21 protein-coding genes are annotated in these 24448 nt (G+C 61.6%); 6 read left to right on the forward strand and 15 right to left on the reverse strand.

Annotated elements, in window-relative coordinates:
* Positions 1 to 16: 16 nt before the first annotated feature.
* The gene (locus tag FW800_RS11560; protein WP_446437672.1) at positions 17 to 1078 is read right to left on the reverse strand and encodes a haloacid dehalogenase-like hydrolase; all 1062 of its coding nucleotides are present in this window, start codon (positions 1076 to 1078) and stop codon (positions 17 to 19) included.
* Positions 1079 to 1320: 242 nt separating this feature from the next.
* Between FW800_RS11560 and FW800_RS11565 the strand changes: the two genes are divergently transcribed.
* On the forward strand, positions 1321 to 2712 hold the full coding sequence (locus FW800_RS11565; RefSeq protein ID WP_446437673.1) for an L-cystine transporter: 1392 nt from the start codon (positions 1321 to 1323) through the stop codon (positions 2710 to 2712).
* A 77-nt stretch (positions 2713 to 2789) separates the two neighbouring features.
* Here FW800_RS11565 and FW800_RS11570 read toward each other — a convergent pair whose 3' ends face one another.
* Entirely contained in the window at positions 2790 to 3302 is a 513-nt protein-coding gene (locus tag FW800_RS11570; RefSeq protein ID WP_446437674.1) for a dihydrofolate reductase, read from the reverse strand.
* A 69-nt stretch (positions 3303 to 3371) separates the two neighbouring features.
* On the opposite strand from FW800_RS11570, the gene FW800_RS11575 reads away from it, so the two are divergent.
* Positions 3372 to 4751, forward strand: coding sequence for a DUF2868 domain-containing protein (locus tag FW800_RS11575; protein WP_078822569.1), 1380 nt, complete (start codon positions 3372 to 3374; stop codon positions 4749 to 4751).
* Positions 4744 to 6111, forward strand: coding sequence for a DUF3482 domain-containing protein (locus FW800_RS11580; protein ID WP_032878894.1), 1368 nt, complete (start codon positions 4744 to 4746; stop codon positions 6109 to 6111). The genes FW800_RS11575 and FW800_RS11580 overlap by 8 nt, the downstream gene beginning before the upstream one ends.
* Before the next feature lie 14 nt (positions 6112 to 6125).
* Here the strand turns inward: FW800_RS11580 and FW800_RS11585 are convergent, their stop codons facing one another.
* The 7 genes from FW800_RS11585 to FW800_RS11615 form a co-directional block, all read right to left on the reverse strand.
* Positions 6126 to 6641, reverse strand: coding sequence for a hypothetical protein (locus FW800_RS11585; protein ID WP_032878892.1), 516 nt, complete (start codon positions 6639 to 6641; stop codon positions 6126 to 6128).
* A gap of 154 nt (positions 6642 to 6795) precedes the next feature.
* Positions 6796 to 7929: a TIGR03364 family FAD-dependent oxidoreductase gene (locus tag FW800_RS11590; RefSeq protein WP_446437675.1), complete on the reverse strand. Its 1134-nt coding sequence runs from the start codon at positions 7927 to 7929 to the stop codon at positions 6796 to 6798.
* A 125-nt stretch (positions 7930 to 8054) separates the two neighbouring features.
* A complete protein-coding gene (locus FW800_RS11595; protein ID WP_032878890.1) occupies positions 8055 to 9077 on the reverse strand; it encodes a putative 2-aminoethylphosphonate ABC transporter substrate-binding protein in 1023 nt (340 codons plus the stop codon).
* Between the two features lie 23 nt (positions 9078 to 9100).
* A complete protein-coding gene (locus tag FW800_RS11600; RefSeq protein WP_446437676.1) occupies positions 9101 to 10813 on the reverse strand; it encodes a putative 2-aminoethylphosphonate ABC transporter permease subunit in 1713 nt (570 codons plus the stop codon).
* Between the two features lies 1 nt (position 10814).
* Entirely contained in the window at positions 10815 to 11879 is a 1065-nt protein-coding gene (locus FW800_RS11605) for a putative 2-aminoethylphosphonate ABC transporter ATP-binding protein (RefSeq protein ID WP_446437677.1), read from the reverse strand.
* Positions 11880 to 12126: 247 nt separating this feature from the next.
* The gene (locus tag FW800_RS11610; RefSeq protein ID WP_005792324.1) at positions 12127 to 12990 is read right to left on the reverse strand and encodes a LysR family transcriptional regulator; all 864 of its coding nucleotides are present in this window, start codon (positions 12988 to 12990) and stop codon (positions 12127 to 12129) included.
* A gap of 16 nt (positions 12991 to 13006) precedes the next feature.
* Positions 13007 to 15313 (reverse strand): heavy metal translocating P-type ATPase, encoded by a 2307-nt coding sequence (locus FW800_RS11615; protein WP_032878887.1) that lies wholly within the window; start codon positions 15311 to 15313, stop codon positions 13007 to 13009.
* A gap of 85 nt (positions 15314 to 15398) precedes the next feature.
* On the opposite strand from FW800_RS11615, the gene cadR reads away from it, so the two are divergent.
* Positions 15399 to 15839 carry a Cd(II)/Pb(II)-responsive transcriptional regulator gene (gene cadR, locus FW800_RS11620; RefSeq protein WP_103734214.1) on the forward strand — a complete coding sequence of 147 codons (441 nt, stop codon included), beginning with the start codon at positions 15399 to 15401 and terminating at the stop codon, positions 15837 to 15839.
* Between the two features lie 130 nt (positions 15840 to 15969).
* On the opposite strand, the gene FW800_RS11625 is transcribed toward cadR, so the two are convergent.
* Positions 15970 to 16803: a thymidylate synthase gene (locus FW800_RS11625; RefSeq protein ID WP_005792328.1), complete on the reverse strand. Its 834-nt coding sequence runs from the start codon at positions 16801 to 16803 to the stop codon at positions 15970 to 15972.
* A gap of 51 nt (positions 16804 to 16854) precedes the next feature.
* Complete coding sequence (gene lgt / locus FW800_RS11630; protein WP_005792329.1) at positions 16855 to 17667, reverse strand: prolipoprotein diacylglyceryl transferase; 813 nt, start codon at positions 17665 to 17667, stop codon at positions 16855 to 16857.
* 216 nt (positions 17668 to 17883) lie between these two features.
* Between lgt and FW800_RS11635 the strand changes: the two genes are divergently transcribed.
* Complete coding sequence (locus FW800_RS11635; RefSeq protein ID WP_446437678.1) at positions 17884 to 18630, forward strand: NRDE family protein; 747 nt, start codon at positions 17884 to 17886, stop codon at positions 18628 to 18630.
* Positions 18631 to 18728: 98 nt separating this feature from the next.
* Here FW800_RS11635 and ptsP read toward each other — a convergent pair whose 3' ends face one another.
* Together ptsP and FW800_RS11645 are read right to left on the reverse strand one after the other, a co-directional pair.
* Complete coding sequence (gene ptsP, locus FW800_RS11640; RefSeq protein ID WP_005792331.1) at positions 18729 to 21008, reverse strand: phosphoenolpyruvate--protein phosphotransferase; 2280 nt, start codon at positions 21006 to 21008, stop codon at positions 18729 to 18731.
* Positions 21009 to 21030: 22 nt separating this feature from the next.
* Positions 21031 to 21510, reverse strand: a complete 480-nt coding sequence (locus FW800_RS11645) for an RNA pyrophosphohydrolase (RefSeq protein WP_003176750.1) — start codon at positions 21508 to 21510, stop codon at positions 21031 to 21033.
* Positions 21511 to 21653: 143 nt separating this feature from the next.
* Between FW800_RS11645 and FW800_RS11650 the strand changes: the two genes are divergently transcribed.
* Positions 21654 to 22310: a histidinol-phosphatase gene (locus tag FW800_RS11650; RefSeq protein ID WP_446437679.1), complete on the forward strand. Its 657-nt coding sequence runs from the start codon at positions 21654 to 21656 to the stop codon at positions 22308 to 22310.
* 94 nt (positions 22311 to 22404) lie between these two features.
* Here FW800_RS11650 and FW800_RS11655 read toward each other — a convergent pair whose 3' ends face one another.
* Both FW800_RS11655 and ilvA read right to left on the reverse strand, forming a co-directional pair.
* Positions 22405 to 22818 carry a DUF2269 family protein gene (locus FW800_RS11655; protein ID WP_078822576.1) on the reverse strand — a complete coding sequence of 138 codons (414 nt, stop codon included), beginning with the start codon at positions 22816 to 22818 and terminating at the stop codon, positions 22405 to 22407.
* Between the two features lie 40 nt (positions 22819 to 22858).
* Positions 22859 to 24373: a threonine ammonia-lyase, biosynthetic gene (gene ilvA / locus FW800_RS11660; RefSeq protein WP_032878878.1), complete on the reverse strand. Its 1515-nt coding sequence runs from the start codon at positions 24371 to 24373 to the stop codon at positions 22859 to 22861.
* Positions 24374 to 24448 lie beyond the last annotated feature (75 nt).

The following is a 24448-nucleotide window of genomic DNA, read 5'->3' on the forward strand; positions in this document are numbered from 1 at the left end:
GGCAGGCGACGCGGTCCTACTGAATCTCCTCCGGCTTGACGATCACCCAGTTCTTGTCCGCCGTCACCGGCAACCCTTCCTTGGCTTGAGCCGCCGTGTGCTTGGCGATCATGCCGTTGAGCTGGGTCATGTACTTGTCTTTACGGTTGATCCACAAATGGATGCCACCCTTGGCCACATCCACATCGTGGAACAGCATGTAACCATCGCTGGTCGGGGTATCACCGCCGACGATCACCGGCTTTTTCCACTCGTCGATGTAGGTGAGAATCGCCGCGTGCTTGCCGGCCATCCAGGTCGCCGGGGTCCACAGGTAGGGCGTCAGCTCCAGGCCGAGGTTGGCCTTCTCGTCATATTTGCCCGCGGTGATCTGCTTGCGTGCGGTGGTCAACTCGCCGGTCTTGCGGTCCTTGAGCATCGTGGTCACGCCGATGACGTTCTCGGGCTTTACGTTGTAGCCGTACTTCGGATCGGCCGCGACCATGCGCACCAGTTCCTCGGACGCGGCGGTCATCACATACACCTCGATGCCGTTTTCCATCAGTTTGTTGTAGAGCTCGGCCTGGCCAGTGAAGACTTTCGGTGGCTGTATCTCGGTTTTTTTCACCACGTCGCCTTCAAAATAGCTGACGGGTACGGGCTTGCCGGAGGCCATCAGCTCGTCGACCTGCACCTTGAGTTCCTTGAGGGTGAAGCCGGAAAAAATCTGCGCAACCCAGGGGTAGCAGACCATGTCGTCGACTTCGCACAGGCGGTAGTAGTAGCTGAACAGACTTTCCTTATGGTCGGCGGTGTCTTTGAAGGGGATAAGCTTGAGCGATGGGTCCATGGTTTCGCGGGTGATCAGGCCCTTGTTTTCCATGTACGGCAGCAGCGACTCTTCAAGGTCGTAGCGGTAGCTGGTGTTGTCCATGTCGAACACCGCATAGTTACCCTTGTTGGCGTTGGCGGCGATCATTTCGTTGAGTTGCTTGGCGGCCGGTGCCGGCCAATGTTTCAACTCGGTGGCGGCAAACGCCTGGCTGGCGAGGCCGAGGCAAAAGGCTGCGGATAAGAGTAGTTTCGGCGCGAGCTTCATAGGCGTTGTCTCCCTCAAGTGAAAGACATCGACGCTAACAAATCCCTGTGACACTTATCACCCGAGCGCGACGGCTTTGGTTCTGATTCCGCCACGGCCATGCGCAGCAGCGTCAGACGCTTATTCCAAAAACGACAGTCACCATTCCATATTGGTATTAAATCAATATATTTCAAGCTGTTAGGCTTGCCGGTTCGCAATCGCAGGCTGACGCGATTGGCTGCCTTCTCAACGGAGCTTCAATGAATCTGCCCCTGATTCTCAATTTATTGGTGTTCGTGGCCCTCTTGCTGGGCCTGGCACAAACCCGTCGGACTAACTGGAGCCTGGCCAAGAAGGTCCTGTTCGCTTTGGTTCTGGGCGTGCTGTTCGGTGCGGCCTTGCACACCATCTATGGCGACGGCAATCCAGTGCTCAAAGCCTCCATCGGCTGGTTTGATCTGGTCGGCAATGGCTATGTGCAGTTGCTGCAAATGATCGTGATCCCGCTGGTGTTCGCTTCGATCCTCAGTGCCGTGGCGCGCCTGCATAACGCCTCGTCCCTGGGCAAGATCAGCTTCCTGACCATCGGCACGCTGTTGTTTACCACGGCCATCGCGGCCCTGATCGGCATCGGCCTGACCAACCTGTTCGGCCTCACCGCCGAGGGCCTGGTGGCCGGCACCCAGGAAATGGCGCGCCTGCAAGTGATCCAGAGTGATTACGCAGGCAAGGTCGCCGACCTGAATATCCCGCAGTTGCTGCTGTCGTTCGTGCCGGCCAACCCGTTCGCCGACCTGGCCCGGGCCAAGCCGACGTCGATCATCAGCGTGGTGATTTTTGCCGCGTTCCTCGGGGTAGCCGCGCTGCAACTGCTCAAGGATGATGTGGAAAAGGGCCAGAAGGTCATCAACGCCATCGACACCCTGCAAGCCTGGGTGATGCGCCTGGTGCGCCTGGTGATGAAGCTGACCCCGTACGGCGTGTTGGCGCTGATGACCAAGGTGGTCGCCGGTTCCAACCTGCAAGACATCATCAAGCTGGGCAGTTTCGTGGTGGTGTCGTACCTGGCCCTGGGCCTGATGTTTGTGGTGCACGGCCTGCTGCTGTCGTTGGCCGGGATCAACCCGCTGCGCTTTTTCCGCAAGGTGTGGCCGGTACTGACCTTTGCCTTCACCAGCCGCTCCAGCGCCGCCTCGATCCCCTTGAGTATTGAAGCGCAGACCCGCCGCCTGGGTATCCCCCAGTCGATCGCCGGTTTCGCCGCTTCGTTTGGCGCGACCATCGGCCAGAACGGTTGCGCCGGTCTTTACCCGGCGATGTTGGCGGTGATGGTCGCACCGACCGTAGGCATCAACCCGTTGGATCCGCTGTGGATCGCGACGCTGGTGGCGATTGTGACCTTGAGTTCGGCGGGCGTTGCCGGCGTGGGCGGCGGTGCGACCTTCGCCGCGCTGATCGTACTGCCGGCCATGGGCTTGCCAGTATCGCTGGTGGCGTTGCTGATTTCGGTGGAACCACTGATCGACATGGGCCGTACGGCGTTGAACGTCAATGGTTCGATGACGGCGGGGGCGATTACCAGCCAGATCATGGGGCAGACGGATAAAGCGCTGTTAAATGCCGATGAGCATGCCGAGTTAGCGCAGGCCTGATAGACCGCTATCGGGGGCAAGCCCCCTCCCACATTGGACGCATTTCAAATGTGGGAGGGGGCTTGCCCCCGATGCTTTTAGGCTTTTTCCCAAACTTCGAAGTTGTAAGCCGGCTTATCGCCTTCAGCTGGATTCTCCAGATTCGACACCAGCTTCCACTGGTTCATATCAAACTCTGGAAACCACGCATCCCCTTCCGGGCTCAGCGCCACCCGCGTCAGGTACAGGCGATCGGCCTGCTGCAATCCCTGCGCATACAACTGCGCACCGCCGATCAACATCAGCTCGTCCACGCCTTGGGCCTTGGCCCACTCCTCGGCACGCTCCACCGCTGCTTCCAATGACGGAAAAACTTGCGCACCTTCAAGCGTCAGATCGGTCTGACGGCTGACCACTATGTTCAAGCGCCCTGGCAGCGGTCGACCCAAGGAATCCCAGGTCTTGCGCCCCATGATGATCGGCTTGCCGAGCGTGGTGGCCTTGAAATACTTGAAATCCCCCGGCAAATGCCAGGGCATGCTGTTGTCGACGCCGATCACACGGTTTTCACCGAGGGCTGCGATCAGGCTTAAAGGGAGAGTTTTTTTCATGGCGACGAGAATACCAGAGCCGCGAGTCAGCGGTTATGCTCCACCTTCACTGAAACAACAGGATGGCGCGTGACTGCACTGACTCCTCTGCACACACTCTGGCTGACAGAAGCCGTGCGCCTGCGTGAAGAACACGCCGGCCCCCTGGAAGACCTGGAAGCCAACCGCCTGGCCCGCACGGCCGGGGGCGACCTGTCGACGCGTATTACCCAGCGCGCCTTGCACCTGGCCGAGCGCGATGGCCTGACCGGTGCCCTCACACGCTGGCTGCAAGGCGCGCGCCTGGCGCTGATCTTACTGGCGGTCGTGGCCGTGATCAGTGGCGCCGGCCTGGCATTCGCTGCGCTGGGCAATGGCCTGACGCCGGTGAACGTGTTCTGGGCCCTGGGCAGCCTGCTCGGGTTGAACCTGATCCTGCTGGTCAGTTGGGCCCTGGGGCTGCTGTTTGCTGGCGAACACAGCGCCAGCCTTGGGCGCCTGTGGTTATGGCTCAGCGAGAAACTGGCGCGTGACGCCAAAGCCGCACAATTGGCGCCAGCGTTGCTGCTGTTGTTGCAACGGCAAAAACTCAATCGCTGGGCGGTGGGTGTGTTGGTCAACAGCCTGTGGCTGCTGGCGTTGCTCAGCGCCATGGTGATCCTGCTGACCCTGCTCGCCACCCGTCGCTACGGCTTTGTGTGGGAAACCACCATTCTCGGCGCCGACACGTTTGTCGCCGTGACCCAGGCCCTCGGCAGCCTGCCCGCTTTGCTGGGTTTCAATGTGCCAACCGTCGACATGATCCGCGCCAGCGGTGATTCAGCCCTGAATATCGAAAACGCCCGCCAAGCCTGGGCCGCCTGGCTGGTGGGCGTGTTGCTGGTCTACGGCCTGCTGCCCCGATTGATCCTCGCCCTGTTCTGCCTGTGGCGCTGGAAAATCGGGCGTGCGGCGTTGCGCCTGGACCTCAACCTGCAAGGCTACGCCCAACTGCGCGAACGCCTGATGCCTAGCAGCGAACGGCTTGGGGTCAACGATGCCGCGCCCGAACAGCTGCACCACGTCAGCGGCGGCGTCAGCGAGATGGACAGCGACGGGGCCTTGCTGGTGGCCATCGAACTCGACGATCACCACCCGTGGCCACCCAAACTGCCCAGCAACGTTAAAAACGCCGGCATCCTCGACAGCCGTGAATCGCGGAACAAGCTGCTGGAACAACTCAGCCGTTTCCCGCCCGCACGTCTGGTCATCGTCTGCGACCCGCGCCGCTCGCCGGACCGTGGCAGCCTGGCGTTGATCGCCGAACTGGCGCGCAGCGCCACCGCCACCCGTGTATGGCTGCTGCAAGCGCCGCCCGGCCAGGCGCTGGACGCCGAACGCCTGGGTGACTGGCACACCGCACTGCAACAACTTGAGCTGCCGTTTGCCGATTGCGCACCGCTGAACTGGCTGGAGACCGGGCATGACTAAACCGCTGAAACTCGCCGTGGTCGGCCACACCAATGTCGGCAAGACCTCACTGCTGCGCACCCTCACCCGTGACGTGGGCTTCGGCGAAGTCTCCCATCGCCCCAGCACCACGCGGCATGTCGAAGGCGCGCGCTTGTCGGTGGATGGCGAAGCCTTGCTGGAGCTGTACGACACGCCCGGCCTGGAAGACGCCATCGCCCTGCTCGACTATCTGGAGCGCCTGGATCGCCCCGGTGAACGCCTGGACGGTCCCGCTCGCCTGGCGCGTTTTCTGGAGGGCAGCGAAGCGCGCCAGCGTTTCGAACAGGAAGCCAAGGTGTTACGCCAATTGCTGGCCTCGGACGCCGGCCTGTATGTGATCGACGCCCGCGAGCCGGTGCTGGCCAAGTACCGCGATGAGCTGCAAGTGCTGGCCAGTTGCGGCAAACCCTTGTTGCCGGTGCTCAACTTCGTCACCAGCAGCGACCAGCGCGAGCCGGACTGGCGCGAAGCCCTGGCCCGCCTCGGCCTGCACGCGCTGGTGCGTTTCGACAGCGTGGCGCCGCCGGAAGACGGTGAACGTCGCCTGTATGAAAGCCTGGCCCTGCTGCTGGAAAACTCCAGACCGCAGTTGGAACGCCTGATCCTCGATCAAGAGGCCCAACGCCAGGCCCGCCAGCAAAGCGCCGCACGCTTGATCGCCGAACTGCTGATCGACTGCGCGGCCTGCCGTCGCAGTGTGGTCACCGAAGATGAGCAGCAAGCCATCGGCGATCTGCGCAAAGCGGTGCGCCAACGGGAACAAAAGTGTGTTGAAGCCCTGCTCAAACTGTTCGGTTTTCGCCCACAGGATGCCGCCGCCAGTGATCTACCGTTGCTTGACGGTCGCTGGGGCGATGACTTGTTCAACCCCGAAACCCTCAAGCAACTTGGCGTGCGGGTCGGTGGCGGAATCGCCGCCGGTGCCGCTGCCGGTGCGGGCGTGGACCTGCTGGTCGGCGGCCTGACCCTTGGCGCTGCGGCACTGGCCGGCGCTATCGCCGGTGGCGCCCTGCAAACCGCACGCAGTTACGGCAGCCGCCTGCTCGGCAAGATCAAGGGCCAGCGCGAGCTGACCGTCGACGACAGCGTGCTGCGCCTGCTCGCCTTGCGCCAACGTCAGTTGCTCAAGGCCCTTAGTCTGCGCGGGCATGCGGCGATGCATAGCATCAAGGTCGACACGCCCCAGGACAAAACCTGGCGCGAGGGCAAGCTGCCCGACGCGCTGCACAAGGCCCGCGCCTATCCGCAATGGTCATCCCTCAACCCCCACGCCAAGCTGAGCCAGGCCGAGCGTCAGGAACAGGTCGAAACATTGGCTGAACAGCTCAACGAAGCGTGACGCGCTTAAAGCGCTCACCAATTCAACCCCAGGAACGCCTTGCATAGCGAGCGAACCAGTTCTTTATCAGCGTTTTCAGCTACCCCGTTGCGGTCGATATCACTATTGGTGGTAGCGGTTTCCAACACGCTGTCGCTGTCGACGTCATAGTCCATGGTTCTGGAGACCAGTAATGTTTTCCCCTCGGACACCTTGCTCTCACGGAACTCCAGCCTCACCGAATCCGGCCGTCCCGCGTCGCTGAAATCATCCACATAGATGACGAGCGCACACTGCCAATGGCTTGCCGGGTTAAACCAATTGAGTTTCACGAAGCTGTCGGCGAAAGTCGCGATCCGGCGCTTATCCAGGTCCAGCGAACCGGGTTTACTATGCCCTCCCCATTTTGCATTCGAGGTCATTTCCTGTCCGACGATATCGTGGATCAGCTCATCGGGACGACCCGGCCGTTGCTGATAGAAATGCAAAATGACCGTATCGGCATGACCGTTGCCTTGCAGGTCTTGGGCGATGGCTTTCAAATAGTGCATCAGTGTTGCTCTCTTAATGGGTGAAGCAAGCACCTTAGTGAGGTAACAACAAGGGCTCCAGGCGGCGTATCGGCTTATTGTGTAAGGCCCATCTTCGCTGCCAGTAGCCTCGCCGCCTTGGCCTTGAGTACATCAAGGTCGAGCACCGGGCTCATCACGTCTCTCCCCACAAGGTACTGATATTTCGCTCGGCCATCGCCGGCCCCACGCTCATGCCCACGCCGGTGTGCATCAACGCAGCGCTGACACCGGATGCTGCCTGCACAAACGAGAACGGCCCGGGCCCGCGGGCGCCGTAGACGCCTTGCCAGCGTTCGACCACCTGGATTTTGCAGCCCAGGGTCTGTTCGGCCAGCTCGATCATCCAGTCATCTACCTGCTCGGCATTGAAGGGCGACGGGTCGCTGTCGTAATGGTGGGAGTCGCCAATGATCAGTTCGCCATGGGGTGTAGGGCTGATCAACAGGTGAATGCCGTGCTCCTGCAGATGCGGCGTTTCGCGCAGGATCTGCGCCTGCACTGCGGCAGCCTCCGGCAGGTCGGCGAAGGCGCCGTAGTGCACGCAGCTCAGGCCGGTGAGCAGGGCGTGTTGCAGGTTCAGGTTGACCGCCGGCCGGGCGCGCAGCATTTGCAGGCGGCAGGTTTGCGGGTTGAGCGGGGCGATGGATTCGGCCAACAGGGTCTGATAGTCGTGGCCGGAGCAGACGATGATCTGCTCGCCGCGAAAGCTGCCGGCCGTGCTGTGCAATTGGCCCGGTTCGACGTCGCGTACCAGCGTGGAGAAATGAAACTCCACGTTCAGGTGCTGGCTCAGGTAATGGATCAGCGCCGGGATCGCCTCGCGGGAATACAGTTGCTGATCGTCCTTGCCGTGCAGCGCCGCGCGGTGGTGGCGGAACTGGCCGGCATACAGGTCCTTCATCGCAGCGCCTTGCAGCAGCTCGACGCTGTAGCCGTGTTCGCGGGCACGCCCGGCGCAGAAGGCTTCGAGCAGATGTTCTTCAGCTTCCGTGCGGGCAAACAGGTAAGAACCATTGCGCTTGAGCGCAAGGCCCGCCGTTTGCGCCCATTGGCCCCAGATCTCGCGGCTCTGGCGGGCCAGGTCCAGCATCGGCCCCGGCGGCTGGCCAGTGACCAGGGCTTGGCCGAAGTTACGCACAGAAGCGCCCAATGGCGTGGCGCTGCGCTCGAACACCTTGACCTTGAGGCCGCGCTTGGCGGCGGCATAAGCGTGGGACAGGCCGAGGATGCCGGCGCCGATGATCAGCAGGTCGCTGTGGTGTGTCATGGAGTGATGTCCTGAATTCGAAGCCACTATCGCAGGCAAGCCAGCTCCCAAATTTTGATGTGTGAATACCTTCAAATGTGGGAGCTGGCTTGCCTGCGAAGGGGCCATAAGCCCTAACGAAAACCTTACTGACCCGCCACCTTCTCCGACTTACCGTCATAGCGCTTGCGCCATTCAGTCAGGATGCTGTCGCGGTTTTTCGAGGCCCAGGCAAAGTCGTTCTTGATCAGGCGCTGCTCGTAGTCGGCCGGCAATTCGGTCTGCGGCTTGGCGATACCCGGCTGGGCGAGGATGGCGAAGTTAGCCTTGTACAGCTCCATCGCCGCTGGGCTGGCGGAAAAGTCAGCGAGTTTTTTTGCCGCATCGGCGTGTGCGCTGCCCTTGACTACGGCGGTGGCTTCGATCTCCCAGCCCAGGCCCTCTTTCGGCAGGATGATGTCCAGCGGCGCACCCTGGCGTTTGAGTTGAATCGCCGGGTATTCAAAGGAAATCCCGATCGGGAACTCACCGGACGCCGCCAGCTTGCACGGCTTGGAGCCGGAGTGAACGTACTGGCCGATGTTCTGGTGCAGGTCGTCCATGTACTGCCAGCCTTGCTTCTCGCCGAAGGTCTGCAACCAGGCGCTGACATCCAGGAAGCCGGTGCCGGAGGACGCCGGGTTAGGCATCACGATCTTGCCCTTGTACTCAGGCTTGGTCAGGTCCTGCCAGCTCACCGGTTTGGTCAGGCCCAGCTTTTCGGCTTCGATGGTGTTGAAGCAGATGGTCGCGGCCCACACGTCCATGCCGACCCAGGCGGGCGGGTTGGCGGCGTCGCGGTAGTGCTGGCCGATCTTGTCCAGGTCCTTGGGCGCGTAGTTGTCCAGCATCCCCTGCTGGTCGAGGATCGCCAGGCTGGAGGCGGCCAGGCCCCACACCACGTCAGCCTGCGGGCGGTCTTTTTCAGCCAGCAGCTTGGCGGTGATAATGCCGGTGGAATCGCGTACCCACTTGATCTCGATGTCAGGGTTGGCCTGTTCGAAGGCTTTTTTGTAGGTCTTCAATTGCTCGGCTTCGAGGGCCGTGTACACGGTCAACTCGGTCTTGGCGAAGGCATTCAGGCTGAATGCCGTGAGTACCGCAGCGACCAGCGCCAGGGGCTTGAACATGGAGCACCTCCTTCAGGGATGTTTTATTGGCCGGGCGCGGTCTGGCGCCAGGCTTGGGAGCGACGCAGCGCGCCACGTGAGGCCCACGCCAGCAACAGCGAGACGCCGACTGAGGTGAACAGGATCAGGGTCGACATGGCCGCCGCGCCGCCCACGTTGCCGGCGTCGTCCATGTTCAGCACGGCGACGGCGGCGAGGATGGTATCGGGGCTGTAGAGAAAGATCGCGGCGGACACGGTGGTCATCGCCGACACAAACAGGTAGCGCAGGATATCCAGCAGCGCCGGCAGGCAGATCGGCACCGTGACGCGCCAATAGTGGCGGTACAACGGCGCCTTGAGCGACAACGCCGCCGCTTCGAACTCGGCGTCCAGCTGGCGCAGGGCGGTGGTCGCGGTCATCTGCGCGGTGGTCAGGTAGTGCGCAATGGTGCACACCACCAGCAACGCCATGCTCCCGTAGAACACGTGCAGCGGGTTGCCGTTGAGGTTGAAAAAGAACACGTAGCCCAAGCCGAGCACCAGCCCCGGCACCGCCATCGGTACGAAGCTGAGCATGCGCAGCGCCAGGTTCAGGCCCTTCTGGCCCTTGGTCTTCTCCATCAGGTAGGCACCGGTGAAGATCAACACACTGCCGATCAACGCCGTGCACAGCGCCATGGTCAGGCTGTTGCGGTAGGCCAGCCAGCCGCCGCCGGCGGTGTCTTCGAACTGGTAGTGGTTGAGCGATAGCGACAGGTTGTACGGCCAGAACTTCACCAGCGACGAATACACCGCCATGCCGAACACCAGCAACAACACCGCGCAAATCAGCAACACGATGGCCAGGTAGCAACCGTCGCGCAGCCGCGATGGCGCGGGCAGAAACACCTGGGCGCGACCGCTCATCGAGTCGCCATGCCGACGGCGCAACCAGGCATCTACGCCAAAGCTGAACAGTGCCGGTAGCAGCAACACCATGCCGATCAACGCGCCGCGCCCGAACTGTTGCTGACCGACCACCGCCTTGTAGGCTTCCAGCGCCAACACCTGGTAATCACCGCCCACCACCACCGGCACACCGAAGTCGGTGATGGTCAGGGTAAACACCAGGCAGAACGCGGCGAACACCGCCTGGCGCGTGGCCGGCCAGGTGATGCTGCGAAACGCCCGGGCCGGGCTGGCGCCCATGCTCGACGCCGCATCGAACAAGCGCGCATCCGCCAGGGACAAGGCCGACAGCAGGATCATCAACGCATGGGGAAAGGTGTAGATCACTTCACCGAGCACAATGCCCCAGAAGCCGTAGATATTCTCCGAGAGCAAGCCGCGCAACATGCCCTGGTTGCCGAACAGATAGACCAGGGCAATGCCCGGCAGCATCGACGGCGCCATCAAGGGCAGCAATGACAAACCGCGCCAGACGGTCTTGCCGGGAATCAGCGTACGTTGCAGGGCATAGGCAAACAGGTAAGCCAGCGGTACGACGATGGCCGCCACGCTGAGGGAAACTTTCAGGCTATTGCCCAGCAACCAGTGGAAGTTGGCGCTGGTCAGCAGTTCGCGCGCGGCTACCAGCCCACCGCCCTGCCCGGCTTCGCTGCTGAAGCCGCGCCAGAAGATCGCCAGCAACGGCAGCAGGACCGCTAACACCAACAGGCCGAGCCAGAGCCATTTGCCGCCGACCACAAAGAGACGGTCGCCCCACTCGGCGCGGGACACTTGACGCGGTACCGGCAATGTCATGACGGCGGCCATCTCAGGCAAACACCTGCAGGCTGCGCGGCGGCAAGGCCACCCAGATGTCCTGGGCACCCAGGCGCGGCATGGCTTCGGGTGCCAGTTCGGCCAGCAACGGATGACCCGGCAACTGTTCCAGCTCAAAGCTCATGCGGCAGCGGTTGCCGAGGAAAGTAATTTCGCGAACCTTGGCCGGGAACAGGTTCTCTTCATGCACCGTCGGGTTGACGCTGATCGCTTCCGGGCGACAGAACAGGCGGCCGGACCGGGCCACACCCGCATCGTCGGCCAGGCGCATATTCATTCCGCCGACCTGGGCATGGCTGGCGCTGCTACGGTTGAACGGCAACCAGTTGCCCTGGCCAACAAACTCGGCGACGAAGGGTGTGGCCGGGCGGTCGTAGATCTCCTGGGGCGTGGCGTACTGCTCGACCTTACCGTTGTTCATCACGGCAATGCGGTCGGCCATCAACATGGCTTCGTCCTGGTTGTGGGTCACCATCAAGGTGGTAATACCCAGGCGCCGCTGCAATTGGCGCAGCTCGGTGCACAAATGCTCGCGCACACGGGCGTCGAGGGCCGACATCGGTTCATCCAGCAGTAATAACGAAGGGGCCGGCGCCAATGCACGGGCCAGAGCGACGCGCTGCTGCTGGCCGCCGGAGAGTTGGCCGGGGTATTTCTTTTCGCTGCCGACCAAACCGACCAGTTCAAGCATCTGCCCGACGCGCTTGCGCACTTCATCGCGGCCGCTGCCTGTGAGGCCGTAGCCGATGTTTGCTTCAACCGTGAGATTGGGGAACAGCGCGTAGGACTGAAACAGGATGCCGTAGTCTCGCGCCTGGGGCGGCAGCAGGGAAACGTCCCGCTCGCCCAGGTAAAGCTCACCGCTATCCTGACGCTCCAGGCCGGCGATGCAGCGCAGCAACGTGGTCTTGCCGCAGCCGGACGGGCCCAGCAGGCACACAAGCTCGCCGGCGGCGACGTCCAGGGACACGTTGTCCAGCGCGGTGAAAGCGCCAAAGCGTTTCTGGATCCCGCGCACCTTCATGGGCGCGCCGGGTTGGGTCAGGGCTGTGTTCATGCAAGGCACCTCATCGAACGGATGAAAGCCATGCTAGGGAGGCAATGCGTAGTTGGTGTGGCAGAAAGGCAAAACGGGGTGATAGTGGTATTGGTGGATTTGTGTAGGACTCATGGAGATGAGTTGCCTGGCCTACCGCAATCGGGAGCAAGCCCCCTCCCACAGTTGACCGGGTTCCAACATGAGAATGCGGTCAAAATGTGGGAGGGGGCTTGCTCCCGATTGGCCCTCAAGCCAGCCGCAGAACTTAAATTGGCGACATTTCCTGAGCCAGGCCAAGGAACGCTGCCGGCAGCCGCGCACCTTTACGCTCCTTGAGGCAATACAGATACTCCGGAATCTGCGGTGCATTCTCGATGGTCAGCACACGCAATTGCGGATCATGGGGCACTTCCTGGCGAGCGATGATGCTGATGCCGATATTGCGCAGCACCGCCTCGCGAATCGACTCACGGCTGCCAATCTCCAGCAACGGCCCATACCCCACGCCGCCGCTTTTCAACAGTTCTTCGGTCAGCCTGCGGGTGGTGGAGCCGGCTTCACGCATCAACAACGTGTGCCCGGCCAGCGCGCTCAACGACACATGTTCAAGCTTGGCCAACGGGTGATTGCGATGTACCGCCAGCACCAGCGGGTCGGTGCCCAGCACGCGGCGGATCAGGCGCGGGTCGTCCAGCAATTGCGAAGAGGCCGCAACGTCGACGCGGTAATCATCCAGCGCTTCGAGCACCTGCTGGGAGTTGCCGATTTCCACCGACACTTCCACGTGCGGCAGGCGTTCACGAAAGGCTTTGACCAGGTCGAGAATGTAATACGGCGCCGTCGCGGCAATCCGCAGCGCGCCCTGGACCTGACCATTGTTGCGCAGGAAAAACTCGATATCCGCTTCCTGCTGCAACAGCGTCTTGACCATCGGCAACAGCCGCGCACCTTCGTCGCTGACCGTCAGGCGACGGCCGCCGCGATAGAACAGCTCAACGCCGTATTGGCTTTCCAGGTTGCGAATCTGGGTGGTCACCGTGGGCTGGCTCAGGCCGAGTTTTTTCGCCGCCTGGGTGATACTGCCCAGGCGGGCGACCATGAAAAACGCCTTTAACTCAGCACTCAGCACACCACCCTCTCATCCTCTATTTGCGCAACAGGCGCAGGCCATTGAACACCACCAGCAAACTCACGCCCATGTCGGCGAAGACCGCCATCCACATGGTCGCCATGCCCATGAAGGTCACGGCCAGGAAAATCGCCTTGATCACAAGCGCCAGGGCGATGTTCTGCTTGAGGATACTCGACGTTTGCCGCGACAGCCGAATGAAAGCCGGAATCTTGCGCAGATCATCATCCATCAGCGCCACGTCGGCGGTCTCGATGGCGGTGTCGGTGCCTGCTGCAGCCATGGCGAAGCCGATCTCGGCACGGGCCAGAGCCGGGGCGTCATTGATGCCATCACCGACCATGCCCACCCGATGGCCTTGGCCGTATAGGGTTTCGATAGCTTGCAGCTTGTCGGTGGGCAACAGGTCACCCTGGGCCTGGTCGATGCCGACTTGGGTCGCAATCGCCTGGGCGGTGTGGGTGTTGTCGCCGGTAAGCATCAGGGTTTTGATGCCCAGGTCGTGAAGTTGCTGGATGGCTTCGCGGCTACTGTCCTTGACCGTGTCGGCCACGGCAAACAGCGCCAGGGGGCCGGACTTGTCCAGCAGTAGCACGACGGACTTGCCTTGTTTTTCCAGGGCGAAGAGTTTTTCTTCCAACGCCTCTGAGCACAGGCCGAGGTCTTCCACCAGGCGGTGGTTGCCCAAGTGATAGGTCTGGCCGTTGATGTCGCCGCGCACACCGCGCCCGGCCAGAGCCTCGAAGTTATCCACAACGTGAAGCGCCAGGTTTTTATCCACAGCTGCGTTGGCGATCGCCAGGGACACCGGGTGGTCGGAACGCCCGGCCAAACTGGCGGCCAGGGCCGGGGCGCTGTCTTCAAGATTCGGGAACAGCGGCAGGTAATCGGTTTGCACCGGTTTGCCGTGGGTGATGGTGCCGGTCTTGTCGAGCGCCAGGTAGTCGAGCTTGTAACCGCCCTCCAGGTACACGCCGCCCTTGATCAGGATGCCTTTGCGCGCTGCGGCGGCCAGGCCGCTGACGATGGTCACCGGTGTGGAGATCACCAAGGCACACGGGCATGCCACCACCAGCAGCACGAGGGCGCGATAGATCCAGTCGAACCACACGCCCGCCATGAACAGCGGCGGAATCACCGCCACGCCCAGGGCAAACAGGAACACCGCCGGGGTGTAGACCTTGGAAAAACTGTCGACAAAACGCTGGGTCGGCGCCCGTGCGCCTTGGGCTTGTTCCACGGCGTGGATGATTCGCGCCAGGGTCGAGTTGTTGGCCGCCGCAGTGACTTTGTACTCCAGGGAACCGGCCTGGTTGATGGTGCCGGCGAAGACTTTATCGCCGATGGTCTTTTCAATCGGCAGGCTTTCCCCGGTGATCGGTGCCTGATCGATGGTGGATTGACCGGCAGTGACTTCACCGTCCAGGCCGATACGCTCGCCGGGTTTTACTCGAACGATCGCACCAAGCTCTATGCTTTTGACCTCTTGTTCCATCCATGAACCGTCAGCCTGGCGCACGGTGGCCTGCTCCGGGGTCATCTGCATCAAGCCGCTGATGGCATTGCGCGCCCGGTCCAGGGACTTGGCCTCAATCAACTCGGCCACCGTAAACAGGAACATCACCATCGCCGCTTCCGGCCACTGACCAATAAGGATGGCGCCGGTCACCGCGATGCTCATCAGCGCGTTGATGTTCAGGTTGAGGTTTTTCAGGGCAATCCAGCCCTTTTTGTAGGTGGTCAAGCCGCCGCTGAGGATCGACACCAGCGCCACCAGTGCGATCACCCAAGTCGGTGCCACACCGGTGAAGTGCAGCACTTCGGCACCCAGGGCGCCCACGCCCGACACTGCCAATGGCCACCAATGCTTCTTGGCCGGCGGCGCGGCGGTGGGGCTGCCTTCCTCGATAGGGTCGGCCTGCATACCAATGGACTTGATCGCCGCAATGATCGGCGCCGTGCTCGGCAGGTCATGGGTGACACCGAGGATGCGGTTGATCAGGTTGAATTCCAGTTGCTGCACGCCGGCGAGCTTGCCCAGTTTGTTCTGGATCAGCGTCTGCTCGGTGGGGCAGTCCATGGCTTCGATGCGGAAAGTGCTCAGGCGCGAGCCGGCGGTGGGCGCTTCGCTCAGGGTCACCACGGCAGGCCCGGCAGCGCCGGAACAGCAGGAGCCTGAGTGGCCGTGGCTATCCACCGGCGTGAGTTTTGCCGGGGCGTGATCATGTGGGTGATCGTGACCATGATCGTGCGGGTGATCATGAGCATGGTCATGATCGTGCTTGTGGTCGTGCTTGTGCGGGGTGTGAATGGAGTGGCTCATCAGGTCGCGTCCGTAAAGGTGCCTGTTGCCAAGTAAAGACCCTGTAGCCACTATAGGGTCAAGCACCCATTTGGAGATTGCTGCGATGAAGATCGGCGAACTGGCCAAACTCACCGACTGCCCGGTGGAAACCATCCGTTATTACGAGAAGGAAAGCCTGCTGCCACCGCCTGCGCGCACTGAGGGCAACTACCGGGTCTATACCCAGGCGCACACCGAGCGGCTGATCTTTATTCGCAACTGCCGCAGCCTGGACATGACCCTCGAAGAAATCCGCAGCCTGTTAGGGCTACGCGACAGCCCCCAGGACCAGTGCGAAAGCGTGAATGCGTTGATCGACGAACATATCCACCACGTGAAAGCGCGGATCGACGGATTGCTGGCCTTGCAGGAACAACTGCTGGACCTGCGCCAACGTTGCGGCGGTGGGGATCAGTGCGGGATTTTGCAGCAGTTGGAGGTCAGCGGCGGGATTGCGGCCAGTGAGGCCGAGCCTTCACATGTGGGCAGAAGCCACGGCCATTGAACCTAAGTGAACACGATTAAAATGTGGGAGGGGGCTTGCTCCCGATAGCAGTGGATCAGTCATAACCTCTGTAACTGATACACCGCCATCGGGAGCAAGCCCCCTCCCACAGTTCTGACCGAGGCAGGCTTTAGATAGCCACGTCTGCCTTGATGCTCGGGTCCGCGTCGTAGCCCACGATCTCGAAGTCTTCGAACTTGTAGTCGTAGATCGAAGCAGGCTTGCGCTTGATCACCAGCTCCGGCAGCTTTTTCGGCGTGCGCGCCAACTGGGTCTGGATCTGTTCCATGTGGTTGCTGTAAGCGTGGGTGTCGCCAGTGGTGACAATGATCTCGTGAGGGATCAGGTCGCATTGCTGGGCCAGCATATGGGTCAGCAACGCCAGCGCGGCGGTGTTATACGGCAGCCCCAGGAACACGTCGGAGCTGCGGATATACAGCTGCATCGACAGATGGCCGTCATGCACGAACGCCTGATACAGCAAGTGGCACGGCGGCAGGGCTTGCTTGCCGTTGCGCGCGTTTTCCTGCGGGCTCTGGGTTTCGTCCGGCAGGTACTCGACGTTCCAGCCGTGGAACAGGATGCGGCGGCTGTTGGGGTTGGTCTTGAGCGTGTGCACCATGTAGTCGATCTGGTTGATCGTGCCGCCATCTTTGGTCGGCCAGGCGGTCCACTGCTCGCCGTACACCGGGCCCAGGTCACCGTCTTCGGTGGCCCATTCATCCCAGATCTTCACGCCATTTTCGTTGAGCCATTTGATGTTGGTGTTGCCGCTCAACATCCAGATCAGCTCGTTGGCGATGCTTTTGAAGTGCAGTTTCTTGGTGGTCAGCAGCGGGAAGCCGTCGGCCAGGTTATGCCGATACTGACGGGCGAACACGGCCTTGGTGCCGGTGCCGGTGCGGTCGCCCTTGGTCAGGCCATTGGTCACGACGTCGTGCAGCAGTTCGAGATATTGCTTCATGTGAGTACCTGTATCGTTGAAGCCGAGGCGGGCAAACCTCGGCGTTCGAATTTAAAGCGCGGCGTTCTTCAGCGGCTGCGGGCGGTTGTAAGCCCACCACAACATGCCCAGGCCCGCCAGGATCATCGGCAGGCTGAGCACCTGACCCATGGTCAGCCAGCCCCACGCCAGGTAGCCCAACTGCGCATCCGGCACCCGAACGAACTCGACGATAAAGCGGAAAATCCCGTAGAACAGCGCGAACATGCCCGACACGGCCATGGTAGGGCGTGGCTTGCGCGAGAAGAGGTAAAGAATAAGGAACAGCGCCACACCTTCCAACGCGAACTGATACAGCTGCGACGGGTGGCGCGGCAGTTGCGCCGGGTCGCTGAACGGCGGGAACACCATGGCCCACGGCACGTCGGTCGGCTTGCCCCACAACTCGGCGTTGATAAAGTTGCCAATGCGCCCGGCACCCAGGCCGATCGGCACGAACGGCGCCACAAAATCCATCAACTGGAAGAACGACTTGCCGTTGCGGCGCCCGAACCACCAGGCAGCGATCATCACGCCGACAAACCCGCCGTGGAATGCCATGCCGCCCTTCCACACTTCGAAAATCAGCGTCGGGTTGGCGATATACGCAGACAGGTCGTAGAACAGCACATACCCCAGGCGCCCGCCGACGATCACCCCCATCGACATCCAGAACACCATGTCGGAGAGCTTCTCCTTGGTCCAGGTCGGGTCGAAACGGTTCAGGCGCCGGGAAGCCAACAGCCAGGCACCGCCGATGCCGATCAGGTACATCAACCCGTACCAATGGATTTTCAGCGGACCAATGGCCAGGGCCACCGGGTCGATCTGCGGGTAAGGCAGCATTGCGACTCCTCGTTAAAACATTTAGTCATGACGCACCGGACCATGCCGATGTGCGATTAAGCCTGCGTTACAGCGGCGAGATCAAATTAAGAAGTTCACATACACGCCAAATAGCCCGGCATGTTAACGGATGGAAGGTGAACGGCCCAACTTCGTTACGATGGAACGCCTGCACATCTGTGGGTAGAGTGGCAAAAACACAAAAGGGGTCACCCGATGTGCCTGATTGTTTTCGCCTGGCGACCAGGCCATGCCCAACCGCTGATCGTCGCGGCCAACCGCGATGAGTTCTATGCCCGCCCCAGCCTGCCGCTGGCCCAGTGGCCGGATGCGCCGCAGGTCTATGCTGGCCGCGATCAGGAGGCCGGGGGCACTTGGTTGGGTGTAAACGCGGATGGGCGTTTTGCTGCGCTGACCAATATCCGCGACCCGCACCAGCCACCGGCACGCAAGTCGCGGGGCGAGCTGGTGGCGCGCTTTCTCAGTGGATCGCTGCCCATTGATGATTATTTAGCCGACGTTAACGGACGTTCGATTGAATATGCCGGGTTTAACCTGCTGGTGGGTACGCGGGATGAGCTGTGGCATTACAACGCCAATGATACCGAGCCTACGTTGCTGAAGGCTGGGGTTTACGGGTTATCCAATGCCGGGCTGGATACGCCCTGGCCTAAGTTGGTGAAGGCCAAGGCGGCGTTCAGCGCAGTACTGGAGAACCCCGAGCCTAAGGCACTGCTGGGAATTCTCAGCGACCCGCAGACCGCCCCGTTTGCTGAACTGCCGGACACCGGCGTAGGCCTGGCGACCGAAAACCTGCTATCGAGCGTGTTTATCGCCAGCCCCAGTTATGGGACACGGGCGAGCACGGCGCTGATTGTGAATGCCGATGGGACGCGCAGGATGCTGGAGCGTAGCTTTGGCCCGCACGGCGGGCGGCTGGGCGAGGTCGAACTGGAAATCTGACGGCGCTTGGACTGACGTCATCGCAGGCAAGCCAGCTCCCACATTTGGAATGCAGTTCCCTGTGGGAGCTGGCTTGCCTGCGATGAAGGCGCCTCGGTCTAGAGGGTTTTCGCCGAGGCCGGGTTGATCATCCGGGTCAGCCCGAGGTTCTTCAGCGCCAACTGCAACGAGCTGTGGATAACTTGCGGGTTGTCGATGGTCATCAACTGCGCGAGCAAATCCTTGGCCATGCCCAGGTCAACCTGGCGCAACATCCACTTCACCTTCGGCAAGTTGGTGGCGTTCATCGACAGGCTGTCAAAGCCCATCGCCATCAGCAACACCGCAGCGGCCGGGTCGCCAGCCATCTCACCGCAGATACTCACCGGCTTGCCTTCGGCATGGGCGTCGCGCACCACGTGTTGCAAGGCTTGCAACACCGCCGGGTGCAGGTAGTCGTAGAGGTCGGCCACCCGTGGGTTGTTACGGTCCACCGCCAGCAGGTACTGGGTCAGGTCGTTGGAGCCCACCGAGAGGAAGTCCACCTGCCGCGCCAACTCCTTGGCCTGGTATACCGCTGCGGGAATTTCGATCATCACGCCAATCGGCGGCATCGGTACGTCGGCGCCTTCGTCGCGTACTTCGCCCCAGGCGCGGTGGATCAGGTGCAGGGCTTCTTCCAGCTCATGGGTGCCGGAGATCATCGGCAGCAGGATACGCAGGTTGTTCAACCCCTCGCTGGCCTTGAGCATGGCGCGGGTCTGGACGAGGAAGATTTCAGGATGGTCGAGGGTAACGCGAATGCCACGCCAGCCAAGGAAGGGGTTGTCTTCCTTGATGGGGAAATACGACAGTGACTTGTCGCCGCCAATGTCCAGGCTGCGCATCGTCACCGGTAGCGGGTGGAAGGCCTGCAGTTGCTCGCGATAAATCGCCAGCTGCTCCTTCTCGCTCGGAAAACGCTGGTTGATCATGAACGGCACTTCGGTGCGGTACAGCCCCACCCCCTCAGCGCCTCGTTGCTGCGCACGCGCTACATCGGCCAGCAGGCCGGTGTTGACCAGCAGCGGTACGCGGTGACCGTCGAGGGTGACGCAGGGCAGCTCGCGCAACGAGTCGAGGCCCTGGGCCAGTTGCTTCTCTTCTTCCACCACTTCGGCGTATTGCTTGCGCAGCACGTCGCTGGGGTTGGTAAATACCTCGCCGCGATGACCATCGACGATCATGTCGATGCCGTCGACCTTGGAGTACGGCAGGTCCACCAGGCCCATCACCGTCGGGATGCCCATGGCCCGGGCCAGGATCGCGACGTGGGAGTTACCCGAGCCCAATACCGAGACCAGGCCCACCAGCTTGCCCTCAGGCACTTCGCCGAGCTGAGTGGCCGTCAGCTCTTCGCTGACCAGGATGGTGTTATCGGGGAAGACCATGTTGGTGCTGCGGTCTTCCTGCAGGTACGCCAGCAGGCGGCGACCCAGGTCGCGCACATCCGAAGCCCGCTCGCGCAGGTAGGCGTCGTCCATCATTTCGAAACGGTTGACGTGATCGGTGACCACCTGGCGCAACGCGCCCTGGGCCCACTGGCCGGTCTTGATCACGGTTTTGACTTCGTTACCCAGGGACGCGTCGTCGAGCATCATCTGGTACACGTCGAACAGCGCACGCTCTTCGGGGCGCAGCTGGGTGGCCAGCTTGTTCGACAGGTTGCGCATGTCGGCGCGCACGCCTTCCAGGGCGGTCTTGAACAGTTTGATTTCGGCTTCGATGTCGTGGACGGTCTTGTCCGGCACCACATCGAGGTCGGCTGGCGGCAGCATGACCACCGCCGTACCCACCGCAGCACCCGGCGAACCGGGCACGCCGACGAACTTGGCTTCCTGGATGCCCTTGCCCTGGCGCCCCAGGCCACGGATCGAGCCGGTGGCTTCGGCGTGGGCGATAACCCCGGCCAGCTGCGCACTCATGGTCACGAGGAAGGCTTCTTCACCTTCATCGAACTGGCGGCGTTCTTTTTGCTGGATGACCAACACGCCGACAACGCGGCGGTGGTGGATGATCGGCGCCCCCAGGAACGAGGCGTAGCGCTCTTCACCGGTTTCGGCGAAGTAGCGATAACGCGGGTGGTCGGCCGCATGTTCGAGATTCAGGGGTTCTTCACGCGTCCCCACCAGGCCCACCAGACCTTCATTGGGCGCCATGCTGACCTTGCCGATGGAGCGCTTGTTCAAGCCCTCCGTGGCCATCAGCACAAAACGATTGGTCTCGGGGTCCAGCAGGTAAACCGAGCAGACCTGGCTGCCCATGGCTTCCTTGACGCGCAACACAATAATCCCCAACGCCGCCTTGAGATCCTTGGCGGAGTTAACTTCCTGGACGATCTTGCGCAGCGTATTGAGCATGGCTCGGGGTCGAACTCCGTCGTCAGTCGCGCGCTAAAAGGCGCGGGGCAAGCTCTTTGAGAGCGCGGCGGTAAACCTCGCGCTTGAATGTCACCACCTGGCCCAACGGGTACCAATAGCTGACCCAGCGCCAGCCATCGAACTCCGGTTTACCGGTCAAATCCATCCGCACCCGCTGCTCGTTGGAGATCAGGCGCAAAAGAAACCATTTCTGCTTCTGGCCGATGCACAGCGGTTGGCTGTGGGTACGCACCAGGCGTTGCGGCAAACGATAGCGCAACCAGCCACGGGTACAGGCCAGAATCTGCACATCTTCACGCTCAAGGCCGACTTCTTCGTTCAACTCACGGTACAAGGCGTCTTCAGGGGTTTCGTCGGGGTTTATCCCACCTTGAGGAAACTGCCAGGCATCTTGGTTGATTCGGCGAGCCCATAGCACCTGTCCGGCATCATTCGTAAGAATAATCCCGACATTAGGACGGAAACCATCGGGGTCGATCACGGCAACAACCTCGCAAACGCATGTCGCCGCATTGTTCCACAAAGATTGTTCCAGCGGCAACGAGGCTTCTTACCTTATGTGCACTCTTGTGAAAAGACCGTATTCTGGACGCCTTTTTACAGACTTTTCAGCGAGTAACTGCAATGCGCCTGGCTTTATTCGACTTGGACAACACCCTTCTCGGCGGTGACAGCGATCACGCTTGGGGCGATTACCTGTGTGAGCGTGGGATTCTCGACCCGGTGGCCTACAAGGCCCGCAACGACGAGTTCTACCAGGACTACCTGGCCGGCAAGCTCGACAATGCTGCCTACCTGAACTTCAGCCTGGAAATCCTCGGCCGTACCGAGATGGCCCAGTTGGACGAGTGGCACCGCGACTTCATGCGCGACTGCATCGACCCACTGATGCTGCCCCTGGCGGCGCAATTGCTGGCCAAACACCGCGCCGCCGGCGACAAGCTGGTGATCATCACTGCGACCAACCGCTTCGTCACCGCGCCGATTGCCGAGTTGCTGGGCGTCGAGACCCTGATCGCCACCGAATGCGAAATGCTCGACGGCCGCTATACCGGGCGCAGCACCGATATACCGTGCTTTCGAGAAGGCAAAGTGACGCGCTTGAATCGCTGGCTGGAAGAGACTGGGTACAGCCTGGAAGACAGCTACTTCTATAGCGACTCGATGAATGATTTGCCGTTGCTGGAGCAGGTGACGCATCCGGTGGCGGTGGATCCGGATCCGAATTTGCGCGCTGAAGCGCAGAAGCGGGGCTGGCCGGTGATCACTCTGCGCAGCTGATGACGCTATCGCAGGCAAGCCAGCTCCCACATTTGGAATGCATTCCCCTGTGGGAGCTGGCTTGCCTGCGATGAAGGCGACGCGATCTAACGCTTTAAACCGGCTTGGCGCCCATCAGCCCTGCAATCGCCACAAACCCCACCAGGCTGACCACCGCCAGCACCAGGGTAAAATTCAGGCTGCCGCCCTCACCTTTGCGCAGGCGATTAAGGCGCGCCACCAGCCAGAACCACGCCAGCGCCGCCACGGTGTAGAGGATGCTGGAGCCTAAAATCCAGGTTTGCCCCAGCGGCCAGCCGATCAGGTGCACCAGCCACCAACCGGTGAACGGCATACTGACCAGGCAAATGCCCATCAGCAGCCACACGAACGCCCATGGGCGTTGCACGATGACCGCCGGGCCGGCACTGCGTTTACGCCAGGCCAGTACGGCCAGGCCGAGGCCGCTGAGCAGCAGCAACACGGTGGCGGTGATGTGGATAACCTTGAGGGTGGTCAGTGTTTCCATGGTCTCGATTCCTTAAAGGCCGCTCAGTCAGCGTAGTCGCTCAACCGAGGAACAACTGGTAGGCCGGGTTTTCGCTTTCATCCCAGTACGGGTAGCCGATTTCAGCCAGGGCTGCCGGCACCAGGTGGCGCTCGTCCGCCGGCACTTGCAGCCCGGCGACCACACGCCCGTCCGCTGCACCGTGGTTGCGATAGTGGAACATCGAAATGTTCCAGCGCCCGCCCAGCTTGTGCAAGAAGTTGAACAAGGCGCCCGGACGCTCCGGAAATTCGAAGCGAAACACCACCTCATCGCTGACTTTGGCCGCATGGCCGCCCACCATATGGCGAATGTGCAACTTGGCCAGTTCGTTTTCGGTCAGGTCCAGCACGGGGAAACCCTGGCTGGTCAGGCTGGCGATCAGTGCGCTGCGCGGATCGTTTTCCGGGTGGGTCTGCACGCCGACGAAGATGTGCGCTTCGCTGCCAGAGTGGTAGCGGTAATTGAATTCGGTGATCTGGCGCTTGCCCACGGCCTCGCAGAACGCCTTGAAACTGCCCGGCTGCTCGGGGATGGTTACCGCGATGATGGCTTCGCGGCCTTCACCCAGCTCGGCACGCTCGGCCACATGGCGCAGGCGATCGAAGTTGACGTTGGCGCCAGAGTCGATGGCGACAAAGGTCTGGCCGCTGACGCCGCGAGTCTCGACGTACTTCTTGATCCCGGCCACGCCCAACGCGCCTGCCGGCTCGGTGATGGAGCGCGTGTCGTCGTAGATATCCTTGATCGCCGCGCAGATTTCATCGGTGCTGACGGTGATCACTTCATCCACATGATCCTTGCAGATGTCGAAGGTGTGCTGACCGATCTGCGCCACCGCCACGCCATCGGCAAAGATTCCTACGGTCGGCAGCACCACGCGCTCGCCTGCCGCCATGGCGGCTTGCAGGCAGTTGGAGTCGTCCGGCTCGACGCCGATGATCTTGATTTCCGGACGCAGGTATTTCACATACGCCGCAATACCGGCGATCAACCCGCCGCCGCCCACCGGTACGAAAATCGCGTCCAGCGGCCCCGGGTGCTGGCGCAGGATTTCCATCGCCACGGTGCCCTGCCCGGCAATGGTGTGTGGATCATCGTAGGGGTGAATGTAGACGTAGCCTTTTTCGTCGACCAGCTTGAGCGAATAGGCCAGGGCTTCCGGGAAGGAATCACCGTGCAGCACCACTTTGCCGCCCCGCGAGCGCACGCCTTCGACCTTGATCTCCGGGGTGGTCTTGGGCATCACGATGGTGGCCTTGACCCCCAGCACCTTGGCCGCCAGGGCCAGGCCCTGGGCATGGTTGCCCGCCGATGCCGTGACCACGCCACGGGCGCGCTCCTCGCTGCTCAACTGGGTCAGCTTGTTGTAGGCGCCGCGAATCTTGAACGAGAACACCGGCTGCAAGTCTTCGCGCTTGAGCCAGACCTTGTTGCCCAACCGCTCGGAGAGCTGGCGGGCAGTCTGCAAGGGAGTTTCCACGGCGATGTCATACACGCGCGAGGTGAGGATCTTTTTGACGTAGTCTTCAAGCATCGGCAGGCATCTACTTCACGAGTTGGGCAGGGCCAAGGAGTCTAACCCAGCGTTTGGGCGGGCGACCACACGAAT

Source organism: Pseudomonas sp. 910_23, assembly GCF_052850795.1.

Excerpts from the sequence above, each read along its gene's own strand:
- ilvA (WP_032878878.1), bottom strand. The coding sequence starts at position 24,373 with ATGCTTGAAGACTACGTCAAAAAGATCCTCACCTCGCGCGTGTATGAC.
- FW800_RS11590 (WP_446437675.1), bottom strand. The coding sequence starts at position 7,929 with ATGACACACCACAGCGACCTGCTGATCATCGGCGCCGGCATCCTCGGC.
- cadR (WP_103734214.1), top strand. The coding sequence starts at position 15,399 with ATGAAGATCGGCGAACTGGCCAAACTCACCGACTGCCCGGTGGAAACC.
- FW800_RS11585 (WP_032878892.1), bottom strand. The coding sequence starts at position 6,641 with ATGCACTATTTGAAAGCCATCGCCCAAGACCTGCAAGGCAACGGTCAT.
- FW800_RS11605 (WP_446437677.1), bottom strand. The coding sequence starts at position 11,879 with ATGAACACAGCCCTGACCCAACCCGGCGCGCCCATGAAGGTGCGCGGG.
- FW800_RS11570 (WP_446437674.1), bottom strand. The coding sequence starts at position 3,302 with ATGAAAAAAACTCTCCCTTTAAGCCTGATCGCAGCCCTCGGTGAAAAC.
- FW800_RS11625 (WP_005792328.1), bottom strand. The coding sequence starts at position 16,803 with ATGAAGCAATATCTCGAACTGCTGCACGACGTCGTGACCAATGGCCTG.
- FW800_RS11565 (WP_446437673.1), top strand. The coding sequence starts at position 1,321 with ATGAATCTGCCCCTGATTCTCAATTTATTGGTGTTCGTGGCCCTCTTG.
- FW800_RS11635 (WP_446437678.1), top strand. The coding sequence starts at position 17,884 with ATGTGCCTGATTGTTTTCGCCTGGCGACCAGGCCATGCCCAACCGCTG.
- lgt (WP_005792329.1), bottom strand. The coding sequence starts at position 17,667 with ATGCTGCCTTACCCGCAGATCGACCCGGTGGCCCTGGCCATTGGTCCG.
- FW800_RS11615 (WP_032878887.1), bottom strand. The coding sequence starts at position 15,313 with ATGAGCCACTCCATTCACACCCCGCACAAGCACGACCACAAGCACGAT.
- FW800_RS11600 (WP_446437676.1), bottom strand. The coding sequence starts at position 10,813 with ATGGCCGCCGTCATGACATTGCCGGTACCGCGTCAAGTGTCCCGCGCC.
- FW800_RS11655 (WP_078822576.1), bottom strand. The coding sequence starts at position 22,818 with ATGGAAACACTGACCACCCTCAAGGTTATCCACATCACCGCCACCGTG.
- ptsP (WP_005792331.1), bottom strand. The coding sequence starts at position 21,008 with ATGCTCAATACGCTGCGCAAGATCGTCCAGGAAGTTAACTCCGCCAAG.
- FW800_RS11595 (WP_032878890.1), bottom strand. The coding sequence starts at position 9,077 with ATGTTCAAGCCCCTGGCGCTGGTCGCTGCGGTACTCACGGCATTCAGC.
- FW800_RS11560 (WP_446437672.1), bottom strand. The coding sequence starts at position 1,078 with ATGAAGCTCGCGCCGAAACTACTCTTATCCGCAGCCTTTTGCCTCGGC.
- FW800_RS11580 (WP_032878894.1), top strand. The coding sequence starts at position 4,744 with ATGACTAAACCGCTGAAACTCGCCGTGGTCGGCCACACCAATGTCGGC.
- FW800_RS11650 (WP_446437679.1), top strand. The coding sequence starts at position 21,654 with ATGCGCCTGGCTTTATTCGACTTGGACAACACCCTTCTCGGCGGTGAC.